At 63.7% G+C, this 13,766-nt stretch carries 12 protein-coding genes; 6 read left to right on the forward strand and 6 right to left on the reverse strand.

The window, feature by feature from the left end; translation table 11 throughout:
- Positions 1-12: 12 nt before the first annotated feature.
- Both LNV07_RS02295 and LNV07_RS02300 read right to left on the reverse strand, forming a co-directional pair.
- Positions 13-960, reverse strand: coding sequence for an alpha-E domain-containing protein (locus LNV07_RS02295; RefSeq protein WP_263569540.1), 948 nt, complete (start codon positions 958-960; stop codon positions 13-15).
- Positions 961-983: 23 nt separating this feature from the next.
- Positions 984-2,444: a circularly permuted type 2 ATP-grasp protein gene (locus tag LNV07_RS02300; RefSeq protein WP_263569754.1), complete on the reverse strand. Its 1,461-nt coding sequence runs from the start codon at positions 2,442-2,444 to the stop codon at positions 984-986.
- Positions 2,445-2,753: 309 nt separating this feature from the next.
- On the opposite strand from LNV07_RS02300, the gene LNV07_RS02305 reads away from it, so the two are divergent.
- The 4 genes from LNV07_RS02305 to LNV07_RS02320 all read left to right on the forward strand — a co-directional run bounded on the left by LNV07_RS02305 (position 2,754) and on the right by LNV07_RS02320 (position 5,303).
- On the forward strand, positions 2,754-3,614 hold the full coding sequence (locus tag LNV07_RS02305; protein ID WP_263569541.1) for a transglutaminase-like domain-containing protein: 861 nt from the start codon (positions 2,754-2,756) through the stop codon (positions 3,612-3,614).
- Between the two features lie 63 nt (positions 3,615-3,677).
- Positions 3,678-3,917, forward strand: a complete 240-nt coding sequence (locus tag LNV07_RS02310) for an RNA-binding S4 domain-containing protein (RefSeq protein ID WP_263569755.1) — start codon at positions 3,678-3,680, stop codon at positions 3,915-3,917.
- A gap of 2 nt (positions 3,918-3,919) precedes the next feature.
- A complete protein-coding gene (gene rraA / locus LNV07_RS02315) occupies positions 3,920-4,423 on the forward strand; it encodes a ribonuclease E activity regulator RraA (RefSeq protein WP_263569542.1) in 504 nt (167 codons plus the stop codon).
- 118 nt (positions 4,424-4,541) lie between these two features.
- Entirely contained in the window at positions 4,542-5,303 is a 762-nt protein-coding gene (locus LNV07_RS02320) for a substrate-binding periplasmic protein (protein ID WP_263569543.1), read from the forward strand.
- Between the two features lie 23 nt (positions 5,304-5,326).
- Here the strand turns inward: LNV07_RS02320 and serB are convergent, their stop codons facing one another.
- The 3 genes from serB to LNV07_RS02335 all read right to left on the reverse strand — a co-directional run bounded on the left by serB (position 5,327) and on the right by LNV07_RS02335 (position 10,609).
- On the reverse strand, positions 5,327-6,025 hold the full coding sequence (gene serB / locus LNV07_RS02325) for a phosphoserine phosphatase SerB (protein ID WP_263569544.1): 699 nt from the start codon (positions 6,023-6,025) through the stop codon (positions 5,327-5,329).
- Positions 6,026-6,037: 12 nt separating this feature from the next.
- Positions 6,038-9,502, reverse strand: a complete 3,465-nt coding sequence (gene mfd, locus LNV07_RS02330; RefSeq protein ID WP_263569545.1) for a transcription-repair coupling factor — start codon at positions 9,500-9,502, stop codon at positions 6,038-6,040.
- Between the two features lie 66 nt (positions 9,503-9,568).
- A complete protein-coding gene (locus LNV07_RS02335; RefSeq protein ID WP_263569546.1) occupies positions 9,569-10,609 on the reverse strand; it encodes an RNA methyltransferase in 1,041 nt (346 codons plus the stop codon).
- Between the two features lie 26 nt (positions 10,610-10,635).
- Between LNV07_RS02335 and ispD the strand changes: the two genes are divergently transcribed.
- Entirely contained in the window at positions 10,636-11,361 is a 726-nt protein-coding gene (ispD, locus tag LNV07_RS02340; RefSeq protein WP_263569547.1) for a 2-C-methyl-D-erythritol 4-phosphate cytidylyltransferase, read from the forward strand.
- An 11-nt stretch (positions 11,362-11,372) separates the two neighbouring features.
- Here the strand turns inward: ispD and LNV07_RS02345 are convergent, their stop codons facing one another.
- Complete coding sequence (locus LNV07_RS02345) at positions 11,373-12,833, reverse strand: S41 family peptidase (protein ID WP_263569548.1); 1,461 nt, start codon at positions 12,831-12,833, stop codon at positions 11,373-11,375.
- A 192-nt stretch (positions 12,834-13,025) separates the two neighbouring features.
- Here LNV07_RS02345 and LNV07_RS02350 point away from each other — a divergent pair, with 192 nt between their 5' ends.
- A complete protein-coding gene (locus LNV07_RS02350; protein ID WP_263569549.1) occupies positions 13,026-13,766 on the forward strand; it encodes a helix-turn-helix domain-containing protein in 741 nt (246 codons plus the stop codon).

Below are 13,766 nucleotides of genomic sequence, written 5' to 3' on the forward strand. Positions count from 1 at the left end.
GTGCCTGTGGGCTTAGACCGACGGGTTCAAGAAGTCGCGGCTGATGCCAAGGCCCAGCTTGCCGACGCGGTCCAGAAACTGACTCAGGAAAACATGCAAGCCGGGTTGCAGAATTTCATCGATGCTGGCGAACTCCAGGTCGGCATGGATGCGCCCGGCCAGGCGCAGCGTCTCGTCCGATTGTTTGTTGGCGACGCGTTTCAAGTTGCTGAGCAGGCGCGCCATGCAATGCGCCAGCGAGCGCGGCATATCGGGCCGCAGAATCAGCAGCTCGGCCACCTTGTCCGGCGTGATCACATTGCTGTAGACCTTGCGGTAGACCTCAAACGCCGAGACCGAGCGGAGCACGGCCGACCAATGGTAGAAGTCGCGCGCCCCAGGGCCGGACGGCTCGGCCGCAGCTTCGAGTGCGTGGAACTTGACGTCCAGCAGGCGGGCGGTGTTGTCGGCCCGCTCCAGAAAGGAGCCGATGCGCAGGAAGTTGAAGGCTTCGTCCTGCAACATCGTGCCGACGGTCACGCCGCGCGACAGATGCGAGCGAAACTTGACCCATTCGCACAAAGCAGCCGGGTCGCGCGACAGCAAGCCGTCGGCGATCATCCGTTTGAACTCCAGCCAGGTCTGGTTGGTGGTCTCCCAGACCTCGGTCGTCAAGGTGCCGCGCACCGCGCGAGCGTTCTCGCGCGCCTCGCGCAGGCAGCTCAGGATGGACGAGGGGTTGCGCTCGTCGCTGACCATGAAATGCTTGACCCGCTCGGCGTCGATCTCGCCCCAGCGCGCCTGGTAGGCCCCGGTCAACTCGGAGATCGACAGCAGGCTGCGCCAGCCCTGCAGCGCCGCTTCGGCCGATTGCGGCAGCAGCGAGGTCTGGTAATTGACGTCCAGCATGCGGGCGGTGTTTTCGGCCCGCTCCATGTAGCGAGAGAGCCAGAATAGGTGGTCTGCGGTTCTTGACAGCATTGTTAGTATTCCTTCAGAACCGATTAATCTTCCAACACCCAGGTGTCCTTGGTGCCACCGCCTTGGCTGCTATTGACGACCAGCGAGCCTTCCTTCAGCGCGACGCGTGTCAGGCCACCGGGCACGATTTGCACCTTCTCGCCGGACAACACAAAAGGCCGCAGATCGATATGGCGCGGCGCGATGCCGGCCTCGACAAAGGTCGGGCAGGTCGACAGGCTCAGCGTCGGCTGCGCGATGTAATTGCTCGGGTTGGCCAGCAGGCAGGCGCGGAAGTCCACGATCTCCTGCTGGGTCGCCGCAGGCCCGACCAACATGCCGTAGCCGCCCGCACCATGCACCTCCTTGACCACCAAGTCGGCCAGGTTGGCGAGCACATATTTCAGGTCTTCCGGCTCGCGGCAGACATGCGTCGGCACATTGTTCAAAATCGGCTTCTCACCCAGATAGAACTCGATCATCTTGGGCACATAGGGGTAGATGGACTTGTCGTCGGCAATCCCCGTGCCGATGCCGTTCGCCAGGTTGACGTTGCCGGCTTTGTAGGCCTCGACCAAACCGGGGCAACCTAATGTCGAATCCTTGCGGAATACCTGCGGGTCGAGGAAGTCATCGTCCAGGCGCCGATAGATCACGTCCACCCTTTTCGGGCCACGCGTGGTGCGCATATAGACGATCGCGTCCTTGACGAACAGATCCTTGCCCTCGACCAGCTCCACGCCCATTTGCTGGGCCAGGAAGGCATGCTCGAAATAGGCCGAGTTGTACATGCCCGGCGTCAGTACCACCACGGTCGGCTCACTCTTGGCGTTCATGCTGTGCGGCCCGACACTGCGCAGCGTCTCCAGCAGCAGATCGGGGTAGTGGGCGACCGGGGCAATGCGGTGCTGCGAGAACAGATCGGGGAACAGCCGCATCATCATCTTGCGGTTTTCCAGCATATAGCTGACGCCGCTGGGCACGCGCAGATTGTCCTCAAGCACGTAGTAACTGCCGCTGCCGTCGGGGTTGGCGGCGCGCACGATGTCGATGCCGGCGATCTGCGAATAGATGTTGAGAGGCACCTCGACGCCCATCATCTCGGGGCGGAACTGCGCGTTATTGAGGATGGGGCCCGAAGGCACGATGCCGGCCCGGATGATGTCCTGGCCGTGATAGACATCGTGAATGAAGCGGTTTAAGGCGGTGACGCGCTGGCGCAGCCCGGCTTCCATTTCATTCCACTCATCAGCGGGAATGACGCGCGGGATCACATCGAAGGGGATCAAGCGCTCGGTGCCTTCGCCGCCGTCCTTGTCGCCATAGACGGCGAAGGTGATGCCGACGCGTCGGAAGATCAGCTCAGCTTCTTCGCGCCGCAAACGCATGATCTGTTCGGGCTGACCCGCCAGCCAGCGCTCAAAGGTCTGGTAATGGCTGCGCGCCCTTGGGCCTGTGGGGTCCGATGCGCCATTGAAGTGCATTTCGTCGAAGCTGGATTTCATCATTCATGCTCTCCTTTGCTCATCTATGAGCAATATCCGGGCCATGCGCCGGCCGGCGCTTGCGGCCGCGCTGCCGCTTCAATAACGGGCATGGGTGCACCGCCATGGTCTCATCCGGGGCACCTGCCTGGTGCGGGCTTTTCGGCACCTGTTGTGTGCGGCGAGACTGCGAGGGATAGCTCGGGCAGGTGCAGCGCCGCGCGCACCGCATAATGGGCGCCCCGCAGTCAAGCCAGGCGCATAAACCTGGGCGGGAATGCCTTTTGAGCCCGCGCTGGCCCCGCCACCATGCTTTGGGGAAGCCACGCCATGCTCAGACTCCGGTTCCAGCTTGAATTGAGCTACGAGATCGAGCCGCCGGGCTGTGATTTCATTTTCAATCTGCAGGCCGCACAGACGCCGCAGCAGTTGCTGGTCAGCGAGTTGCTCGGCAATAGCCAGGGCCTGCCCAGCCAGAGTCATCTGGACCCCTCGACCCAGAACCGCTATTTGCGTCTGCGCGCCGGGGCCGGCAAGCTCAGCCTGAACTACCAGGCCACGGTGGATCTGGATCATGTGCAGACCGCGCCGGAGCTGCTCGGCGAGGTCGCCGTGGCGGATCTGCCGGCGGCCGTCTTGCACTATGTCTACCCCAGCCGCTATTGCCAGTCCGATCGGCTGCACCGTTTGGCCGTGCAGGAGTTTGGTCATCTGCCCAAGGGCTATGGTCGGGTGCTGGCGATTCGCGACTGGGTGCGCGGGCGCACGAGCTTTCTGGCCAATTCGTCCACCGGCACCACCACCGCCGTCGACACCCTGGTCGAGCAGGTCGGCGTGTGCCGCGATTTCGCACATTTGATGATTGCGCTGTGCCGCGCGCTGAATATGCCGGCCCGCTTTGCGACCGGCATCGACTATGGGCTGGACCTGAGCCTGCGCGCGCAGGACTTTCATGCCTATGTGGAGGTCTATCTGGGGCAGCGCTGGTATTTGTTCGACCCCTCGGGCGTGGCGATCCCGATGGCCTTGATCCGCATCGGCACCGGCCGCGACGCCGCCGACACCGCCTTCGCGACCATCTTTGGCGGCGTGCGCGGCGCGGCGCCGGTGATTCAGATCGAGGCTATTGCCAATGCAGGAGGCCAGCTGATGCAGCCTGTCCATGTCACGCAGGGCTTGTCCACGGCTTGAAATGCGGGTGCAGCGCAGTGCACCAGCGCAGGCTTGCCAGCCTGAGACAATCAGCTCATGAAGATCTCCCAAATTGAATTCGAACTGCGCGGCGAGTACATCGAGCTGGACAAGCTGCTCAAGGCCAATGGCTTGGTCGAGAGCGGCGGCCGCGCCCGCGTACTGATCAGCGAGGGCAATGTGCAGGTGAATGGGCAGGACGAGCTGCGCAAGACCGCCAAAATCCGCGCCGGCCAGGTGGTGTCCATGCACGGTGTGCGCATCAAGGTCTTGGCCGATCCCTTGTCAAGTGACGGAGAGTAGCCGTGAGCTTGGCCTTTTCGACCTGTGATTATTGTGATGCCCACAAGGCGGATGAAGCGGGCGATTTCCGCTGGCTGCCCGGCGTGTTTCGCAGTTATGGCGGCTTGAGCCGGTTTGCTGGCCCGGTCAGCACGGTCAAATGCTTTGAGGACAACAGCCTGGTCAAGGCGGCCGTTGAAAGCCCCGGCCAGGGCCGTGTTTTGGTGGTCGACGGCGCGGCTTCGATGCGCCGCGCCTTGCTGGGCGGGCAACTGGCTTTTGCCGCCGCCCACCATGGTTGGGCCGGGCTGTTGATCAACGGTGCGGTGCGCGACCTGGGCGAGCTGGCGCAGGCGCAGGTGGGCATCCTGGCGCTGGGTCATGTGCCCATGCCGACCGACCGCAAGGGCCAGGGGCTGGCCGGCGTTTCATTGCAACTGCAAGGCGTGCAGGTGCGGCCCGGCGACTGGCTTTATGCCGATGCCGATGGGGTCGTGCTCAGTGGCACGGCCTTGCACGCGGCTTGATCGTCGGCGCCGCGTGGAATGCTGCGCGGAATGCTCAGGGCGCCGCAGCTTGCGCCAAGCGGGTTCGGTTAAGCTGCGGCCGGATGGAATCCTGTCTTCGAGGGGTGTTTGAATGCTGGTGAGTCGGGGCATTTGGAGGCTGGCCTTTTTCATCCTTGCCTGGGCCTTGCTGCCTGGGCTTTGCCGGGCTCAGGCCTTGCAGTTCTATACCCACAGCATCGGCGACCAGGTGCAGGTGCGGGGCGAGGCCTTGCAAGGCAAGCCCCATGGGGGCAAGCGGGCCTTTCATGTTGAAGTGGTGCGTGCTTTGATGGCCGATCTGGGCTACCCGGATGCGATCACCGTCGTACCGTTTGCGCGCGGCATGAAGCTGGTGCAAGAGGGGTCGCACCGGGCCTTGTTCAATGTCATCAGGACACCGGGGCGCGAGAGTAGCTTCAAGTGGGTCGGCCCCTTGCTGATCGACCGCGATTGGTTCTATGAATCCAGCCAGAGTGCGAACCCTCTGCTCGGCATCGAGCAGGCCCGCAGCTTGGCGGTTTGCGTGGCCAATGGCACCGGCTACGAAGAGTTGCTGGCCCGCCAGGGCTTCAGCCGATTTGAGCGAGGGGTGTCCTATGAAACCTGCCTGCGCATGCTGAAGGCGGGGCGGGCGGCGCTGATGGCCTCATCGGAAGAAAACTTCCGGGGTCTGCTGGCGTCGGCCGGTTTGAACGCGGCGGATTTCCGGCGCACGCCGGTGGAGGCTGGCGCTAGTCCGGGCTATATCGCGTTCTCGCTCGATACACCCGATGCGGAGGTGCAGCGCTGGAGTCGGGCGCTGGAGAAGCTGCGCGCAAGCCCGCTGTGGTCGCAGCTCTACGTCGCCTATCACGACTGAGGGGGGCGCAAGCCTGGCCCGGGTCAGCGCAGCAGTTCGAGCAAGCGGGCCAAGCCGCCGTCATTGATAGACACCATCGCCTGTTCGCGCACCCGGGGCTTGGCGTGATAGGCGACCGACAGGCCGGCCGCGCCCATCATCAAGAGGTCGTTGGCGCCGTCACCGACCGCGATGCATTGCGCAGGCGCGCAGCCGATTTCGGCCGCGCATTGCAGCATCATGCGGCGCTTTTCTTCGCCGTCGCAAATATCGCCCCAGTCCTGCAGGATGAGGCCGCCGGTGAGCAGGCCGTCTTTGACTTCGAGCTCATTGCTGCGCACGAAATCCATGCCCAGCTCGGCTGCGACATAGCGGGTAAAAAACGTGAAGCCGCCCGACACCAGCAGCAGCTTCACACCGGCGGCTTTGAGCGCCGCGCACAGCTCGCGCGCGCCGGGATTGAATTGCAGGCGTTCTTTCAAGACTTCGTCCAGCGCCGTCACCGGCACGCCCTTGAGCAGCGCCAGGCGCCGCCGCAGGCTGTCTTTGAAGTCGGTGATCTCGCCCCGCATCGCCGCCTCGGTGATGGCTGCCACCTCGGCCTTGCGGCCGGCGGCGTCGGCAATCTCGTCGATGCACTCGATGTTGATCAGCGTCGAGTCCATGTCGAAGGCGGCGAGCTTGAAGTCGGCCAGAGCCAGTGGCGGGGTGAAGCCTTGCACCACTAAATTCGTCGTCGTCATCTTGAAGTTCTATCAGTCTTGTTTGATCGGAGTGCCGAGCAGCCGCAGCACCTCGCGGATCGCCTGTGCCCGGTCCTTGGGGTCGCTGAGCGCCTTGTCGATGCGCAGCTTGTCGTTGCCGACCAGCTTGATGTTGCGGTTCTTCTGTACCAGCTCGATCACCCTCATCGCGTCGATCGGCGGGTTGGGGCGGAAGTTGATATTCATGCCCAAGGGCGCGGCGTCAATCTTGCTGACGCCATAAGGCTTGGCCAGCACGCGCAGTCGGTGCGTGTCGAACAAGGTCTGGCCCTGGCTGGGCAGCTTGCCGAAACGGTCGGTGACTTCTTCCAGCAACTTGTCGATCTGCTCGCTCTTTTCGGCCGAGGCGAGGCGCTTGTAGAGCGACAGGCGCTGATGGACATCGCCGCAATAGGCGTCGGGCAACAAGGCCGGTGAATGCAGATTGATCTCGGTGACGGCGCCCAGCGGGCTGAGCAGGTCGGGTTCCTTGCCTGACTTGAGCGAGCGCACCGCCTCGGCCAGCATCTCGTTATAGAGCTGAAAGCCGATTTCCATCATATTGCCGCTCTGGTTCTCGCCCAGCATCTGGCCGGCACCGCGAATCTCCAGGTCATGCATGGCCAGATAGAAGCCCGAACCCAACTCCTCCATCGCCTGGATCGCGTCCAGCCGCTGCGCCGCTTGTTTGGTCAGGCCTTCGATGTCAGGCACCATCAGATAAGCATAGGCCTGATGGTGGGACCGGCCAACCCGGCCACGCAACTGATGTAGCTGCGCCAGGCCGAACTTGTCGGCGCGGGCCATGATGATGGTGTTGGCGCTCGGCACGTCGATGCCGGTTTCGATAATGGTCGAACACAGCAGCACATTGTGTTTGCCGCCGACGAACTCGCGCATCACCCGCTCCAGCTCGCGCTCGGGCATCTGGCCATGGGCAATGATGATGCGCGCCTCGGGCAAGAGTTCGGCCAGTTTCTGGCGCCGGTTCTCAATCGTCTCGACCTCGTTATGCAGGAAGTAGACCTGACCGCCGCGCTTCAACTCGCGCAGAACCGCCTCGCGGATCACGCCGCTGCTCTCGGCCCGCACAAAGGTCTTGATCGCCAGGCGGCGCTGCGGTGCCGTCGCGATAACGCTCAAGTCGCGCAGACCTTCGAGCGCCATGCCCAAGGTGCGTGGAATCGGCGTCGCGGTCAGCGTCAGCACATCGACCTCGGCCCGCATCGCTTTCATCTGCTCCTTGTGGCGCACGCCGAAACGGTGTTCCTCGTCGATCACCAGCAGGCCTAAACGCGCAAACTTTACGTCGGGGCTGAGCAGCTTGTGGGTGCCGATGACGATGTCGATGGTGCCGTCTTCCAGGCCGGCCATCGCCGCCTTGATCTCCTTGGCGGAGCGGAAGCGGCTCATCTCGGCCACGCGCACCGGCCATTTGCCGAAACGGTCGGCGATGTTCTGGTAATGCTGCTCGGCCAGCAGCGTGGTCGGCGCCAAAATCGCCACCTGTTTGCCGCCCATCACGGCGACAAAGGCCGCGCGCAGCGCCACCTCGGTCTTGCCGAAGCCGACATCGCCGCAGACCAGCCGGTCCATCGGTTTGGGCGAGATCATGTCCTGGATCACCGCGTGGATGGCGGCGCGCTGATCGGGTGTTTCCTCGAAACCGAAGCTGGCCGCAAAGGCCTCGTAGTCCGGGCCCGAGTATCTGAACGCGTGGCCTTCGCGGGCGGCGCGGCGGGCGTAGAGATTGAGCAGCTCGGCGGCGGTGTCGCGCACCTGCTCCGCCGCCTTGCGCTTGGCTTTTTCCCATTGGCCGGAGCCCAGGCGGTGCAGCGGTGCTTCCTCGGCCGACACGCCGGTGTAGCGGCTGATCAGGTGCAGCTGCGAGACCGGTACATAAAGCGTCGCCTCATCGGCATAGATCAGGTGCAGGAACTCTGATGGGCCGTCACCAATATCGATATTGATCAGGCCCTGGTAGCGCCCGATGCCATGGTTGTTGTGTACCACCGGGTCGCCGACCTTGAGCTCGGACAGATCCTTGATCAGCGCGTTGACGTCGGAAACCTGCTCCTGCTTGCGGCGCCGGCGCGTGGTCGGCGTGGTCGCAAACAGTTCCGTTTCGGTGAAGAGCTGAAGCTGTATGCCAGCCTCGGGCTCGTGCCAGAAGAAGCCGGCCGCCAAGGGTGCGGCCGTGATCGCGAACTTCTCCGGGCTAAGTTCGAATTCGGCCAGATTGGCAACCGAAGGCGGGTCTATCTTGTTGTCGCGCAGCAGCTCCAGCAGGCTCTCGCGCCGGCCCTCGCTTTCGGCCAGCAGCAAGACCCGGTGCGGCGTGCTTTTCAGATGCGCGGCCAAACGTGCCAGCGGCTCCTGCGCACCGCGCTCGACGCTGACGTCGGGCAGCGGCCTGGCGTAATCGACCGGCTCCTGGCCTCGGATCGCCAACACCGGATGCACATGGGTCAGTGCAAAAAAATCCTCGACCTTCAGGAAGATCTCTTCCGGCGCCAGGATGGGCCGCTCGGGGTCATGCTGCAAGAAGCGATGGCGTTCGCGGGTGTCGGTCCAAAAACGCGTCAGCGCCTCGTCGACCTCGCCGTGCAGCGCCAGCGCGCATTGCTCGCCGAGGAACTCGAAGATGCTGGCGGTCTGCTCAAAGAAGATCGGCAGGTAATACTCGATACCGCCGGTGGCAATGCCCTGGTCGATGTCTTTGTAGAGGCGCGAGCGGGTCGGGTCGCCGTCCATCTTCTCGCGCCAGCGCGAGCGAAAGGCCTTCCGGGCCGTCTCGTCCATCGGGAACTCGCGGCCCGGCAGCAACCGCACCTCGGGCACCGGGTAGAGGCTGCGCTGACTGTCGGGATCGAAGGTTCGGATCGAGTCGACCTCATCGCCGAACAGGTCGACCCGGTAAGGCACCAGCGAACCCATCGGGAACAAATCGATCAGGCCGCCGCGCACCGCGTATTCGCCCGGCGACACCACCTGCGAGACATGCGAGTAGCCGGCCAGCGTCAGCTGCGACTTCAAGGCAGCCTCGTCGAGGCGCTGCTTTTGCTTGAAGTTGAAGGTGGTGGCGGCGAAAAAGCTTGGCGGCGCCAAGCGCGTCAAGGCGGTCGCGGCGGGCAAAAGGACCACATCCAACTCGCGCTGATCGGCCGGCTTGCCACGGCTTTGCAGCAGCTGCCACAGCGTCGCCAGACGCTCCGAGATCAGGTCCTGGTGCGGGCTGAAGGTGTCGTAGGGCAGTGTCTCCCAGTCCGGGAAGACGCCGACGCGCAGCTGCGGCGCGAAGAACTTCAACTCGTCCTCGAGCCGCTGCGTGTCGCCCGGCTCGGCCGTGAAGATCGCCGTGATGCGCCCGGCCGCCATCTGCTGCACGGCGAAGCGGGCCAGCAGCAGCGCGTCGGCCGAGCCGGTTGGCCTGGCTTGCGTGAATTTCTTACCGGGGGAGATCAAAGGCAACTGCATGGGCTACAAATAGGAACAGCCCCGGAGTGGGGCTGCGGTGATTGTAGGCAAGGCTCCAGCGCCGTATCAAATATGGGGTCGCTGGGGGTGGAACTTGACGGGCACGCTGTCGGTTTGCGCCCGCGCCCGCAACTGCCCGCAGCCGCCGTCCACATCTTGCCCCGCGGAATCTCGCAGTTTGGTCAGAATGCCGCGGCGGTGCAAATGGCGGGCAATGGCGGCCGCCTTTTCCCAGCTCGGTCGTTTGAATTCGAGGTCAGGAATCTGGTTGTAGGGGATCATGTTCAAGAGCGCGTACTTGCCGCTGAGCAGGCGCACGATGCCGTCCAACTCCTCGTCGCTGTCATTGATGCCGTCCAGCAGCGTCCATTGATATTGAATCGGATAGCCGGTGGTCCGCGCGTAGTGTTCACCGAGTTCGACCAGTTCTTCCGGCGTCAGGCGCGGCGCGCGCGGCAGCAAGCGCTCGCGCAGCTCCGCCTTGCTGGTATGCAGCGACAGGGCCAGGGCTGGCTTGACCGGCCCCTCGACCAAGCGAGTGAAGATGCGCGGGTCGCCGACGCTGGAGAAGACCAGGTTCTTGTGGCCGATATTGCCCTCGCTGCCGAGCAGATCGATTGCTTCGATGACGTTGTCGAGGTTGTGCGCGGGCTCGCCCATGCCCATGAAGACGACTTTCTTGACCGGCCGCAGCGTGCGCGCCAAGGTCACTTGCGCAACGATCTCGGCGCTGGAAACCTGGCGAATCAGGCCGTCCCGGCCGGTCATGCAAAACACGCAGCCGACCGCACAGCCGACCTGGGATGACACGCACAGGCCGTCGCGTGGCAAGAGCACGGACTCGACCGTTTGGCCGTCTCTCAGGCCCACCAGCAGGCGCGCCGAGCCGTCCTCGCCGGGGTGGCTGGAGATCAAGCGGGTCAGGCCCGCCAACTCGGCCTCGATGCCGGGAAGGGCCTCGCGCAGCGCCAGCGGCAGGTAGTTGCCGGGCCGGCGCCGGCCGCTTTCGCGCGCGCGCACCTGCACCCAGTCGCGCAAGACGCGCTGTTCATGTTCGGGTTTGGCGCCGAGGGCGCGCAGGCGCTGGCGGAGGTCTTGGATCTGCATGGAGCTGCGCATTTTAGAATGCCGTGATGATGAGCCAGAACAACTACACGGTGGGCGTGCAGCCACGCTGTTATGCCTTGGTGCCGGCCGCAGGCATTGGCAGCCGCTCGGGTGCCGAGGGCCCCAAGCAATATGTGGCGCTGGCCGGGCGCCCGATGATCGCGCATACCTTGAGCGCATTGGCGCGCGTGCCGGCTCTTGCAGCCACGCTGGTGGTGCTGGCGCCGGACGATGATTTGTTCGAAGCGGCGCTGCCGGAATTCAAGGGCGATACCTGCTGGGTGGCACGCTTCGGCGGCGCCAGTCGGGCCGAGACCGTCGCCAATGGCTTGGCGGAACTGCTGGCGCGCGGCGCCCAGCCGCATGACTGGGTGCTGGTGCATGACGCGGCGCGCTGCTTGCTGCGCCCCGCATGGGTCGAGCGCCTGATCAGCGCTTGCGAGTCCGATGAAGTGGGTGGTTTGCTGGCCCAGCCCTTGGCCGATACCTTGAAGGCATCAAACCAGGGGCGGGTGGCTGCGACGATCTCGCGGGCCGAAAAATGGGCGGCGCAAACGCCGCAGATGTTTCGCCTCGGGCTCTTGATGCCGGCCTTGGCTCATGCCGGCGAGTCCATCACCGACGAGGCCAGCGCGGTCGAAGCCTTGGGCCACAGCCCCTTGCTGGTCGAATGTTCGATCGAGAACTTCAAGGTGACCTGGCCCGAGGACTTTGCGCTGGCCGAGCGGCTATTGCAGAGCCGGCTAGCTTAGAGCCCGCTCATTTACTGCGGGATCATCGCGATCAACTTGGCCAAGGCCTCGGCGTGGCCCGTCGACAGTGAACCCGCGACCGTCGGGTCAAACACCTGCAGCTTGAGCTTGGGCGGAATGCCGCGGCCCTCGAACAACTCGCCGCGCGGGTCGCGGTACTTCTCATTCGACAAGGAGGTCAGGAAGTTGCCCGGCAGCGACTTCACCAGCTTGTTGGACATCGAGCCGCTGGTGGCCTGCCCGACATGGGTGACATTGGGCAACTCGCGCATGAACAGCGTCAGCGTGTCGCCGGCGCTGACCGTGCGGTCGCTCGTCAGCAGATAGACCGGCTTCAGATACTGCTTGGCGCCGCGCGGCTCGACAAACCATTGTTGCGTTGCGCGACCTTGCGGGCGCTGCTGCTCGACGCTGAAAGCGGGCCGGCGGCGGTCGGCAAAGCTGCCGGCCACTTCGGCGCTGACATGGTCATAACCACCATCGTTGACGGCGATGTCGACAATGACGGTCTTGGTGTCGGCCAGAGCCAGCAGCGCGCGGTCCATCTCGGCGCGGATCAACTGGATGTCTTTGCTTGCGTTGGCGCCCTCGGCGAACTCGGACAGGCGCGCCAGTTCGATATAGCCGATATTGCCGGCCAACTTGCCCCAGACCATCGCGCCGTTCAAGACGCGGCCGTTGCTGCCGGCGCTGAGTTGCGGCGCCACCGTTTGCTGGCGTGTGGCATGCCAGGCCGCTTCGAATTGGTAGAAATCAGCGGCCTCGCTCTGCGCCGCGAATGCCTGCTTGAGCATCTTCACCGTCGGCGAGGCCGCGCTGTCGGCGTAGAAGTCGGGCTCGCCCTTGGGGTCGAAATGCATCAGAGTGAGGTGGAAGTCATTGAAGCCATCGATGGCTTGCAGCAAGACCTGCTGCAAGGCCGCGTCGTCTTTGGCCGCCGCCGCCTTGGGAGCGAGCAGCTTCATGCGGGCCGACCAGTCAATGCCGCGCTCCTTGAAGAAGGCGTAGTCGAGATCGAACATCTCTTGCATCGCCTTGAAGCTGCTGGCCGCGTCGCTGGGCGGGGCATTCTTGCAGTTGTCGGGGATCTTGGCGAGGCGCTCCAGACTATTGCTGGAGGGCTGCCTTGGGTCCAGGTAGATATCCGCTGCGGTGCGTGAGGGGGATGCGCTGTGCTGGTAGCTGGCACCCTCCAATGCGGCCGCGCTGACGCTGATGCGTTCGCGATAGCAAAAGGATGGGGTCTCCTGGTAGCTGGTGATGGACTGCGCATCGACTTCGATCAGGCGACCTTCGCCGAGCACGCGCCAGGCACCCGTCATCTTTGCTTCGAATTTGCCGGCTTGAACCAGCGGGCCTTTGCTTTCTACCGGACTATCTTCGCTGCCGTCGCCGCAGGCTGAAAGCAAGAGGGCCGAGGCCGTGGCCAGGGAGATGGAGAGGGCCGAGAGGGTTTTGTTGGACTGCTTCATGAGAATTCTGGAACGGTTGATGGAGCCATGGAGCCAATGAGCAAACCGCTTGCGCTGGCCTGGCCTTGCCTCGTGACAGACGGAAGTGTTCCTCAGCTCGATTCGAAATGCCAGGAAGTTGAACCTTGTCTAGGTTGGTGGTCTATTTGGTATTAACATCCGCTACCAAACAAGCCAAGCCTGGGAGGGCGCATGAGCAGTCCGGAAATTTTGATTCAAGTGCTGCGCAGCGAAATGCGCGCCGCCGACATGACCTACAAGCAGTTGGCGCTGCGTTTGGGGATGAGCGAATCCAGCGTCAAACGGGTTTTTTCGCAGGGCGATATGAGCCTCAGCCGGCTTGAGCAGATCTGCAAAGCGGTCGGTGTAGCGATGGAAGACGTGTTGCGTCAGGCGGCCGATTGCGCGCCGCATGCCGACACCTTGACGCTAGAGCAGGAGCGCTCGCTGATCCGCGACCCGAAGTTGCTGCTCGTGGCGATTTGTTGCCTGGGCCACTGGACGATGGAGCAGATCATCGAGGTCTACGCGATCAGCGAGACCGAGTGCATCGGCTATCTGGTCAAGCTGGACCGACTGGAGCTGATCGAGCTGAAGGCGCTGAACCGCTACCGGATGCGAGTGTCGATTGCGTTTCGCTGGCTGGCGGACGGGCCGGTGCAACAGTTCTTCCGCAAGCATGTGGTGGATGATTACTTCGGCGGACGCTTTGACGCTCCGGGCGAGGCCTTGCTGTGCGTGCATGGCCGCTTGTCCAACCCGAGCGCGCAGGAGTTGGTGCAAAAGATTCGGCAGTTGGCGGCCGAATTGGCGCGCCTGCATCAGGACGATCAGCGCCTGCAGGCCAGCGAGCGTGATGGCTTCACGCTGCTGTTGGGGCTGCGTTCCTGGGAGTTTGCGCAGTTCACCGCGATGCGCCGGACGACCGAATAG

The sequence above is a fragment of the Roseateles oligotrophus genome, assembly GCF_025717515.1.
Taxonomy (GTDB): Bacteria; Pseudomonadota; Gammaproteobacteria; order Burkholderiales; family Burkholderiaceae_C; genus Paucibacter_A; species Paucibacter_A oligotrophus.

Bases quoted from the DNA above. Each gene is read 5' to 3' on its own strand.
- mfd (WP_263569545.1), bottom strand. From the start codon at position 9,502: ATGCAGTTGCCTTTGATCTCCCCCGGTAAGAAATTCACGCAAGCCAGG.
- LNV07_RS02345 (WP_263569548.1), bottom strand. From the start codon at position 12,833: ATGAAGCAGTCCAACAAAACCCTCTCGGCCCTCTCCATCTCCCTGGCC.
- LNV07_RS02300 (WP_263569754.1), bottom strand. From the start codon at position 2,444: ATGAAATCCAGCTTCGACGAAATGCACTTCAATGGCGCATCGGACCCC.
- LNV07_RS02295 (WP_263569540.1), bottom strand. From the start codon at position 960: ATGCTGTCAAGAACCGCAGACCACCTATTCTGGCTCTCTCGCTACATG.
- ispD (WP_263569547.1), top strand. From the start codon at position 10,636: ATGATGAGCCAGAACAACTACACGGTGGGCGTGCAGCCACGCTGTTAT.
- LNV07_RS02335 (WP_263569546.1), bottom strand. From the start codon at position 10,609: ATGCAGATCCAAGACCTCCGCCAGCGCCTGCGCGCCCTCGGCGCCAAA.
- LNV07_RS02350 (WP_263569549.1), top strand. From the start codon at position 13,026: ATGAGCAGTCCGGAAATTTTGATTCAAGTGCTGCGCAGCGAAATGCGC.
- serB (WP_263569544.1), bottom strand. From the start codon at position 6,025: ATGACGACGACGAATTTAGTGGTGCAAGGCTTCACCCCGCCACTGGCT.
- LNV07_RS02305 (WP_263569541.1), top strand. From the start codon at position 2,754: ATGCTCAGACTCCGGTTCCAGCTTGAATTGAGCTACGAGATCGAGCCG.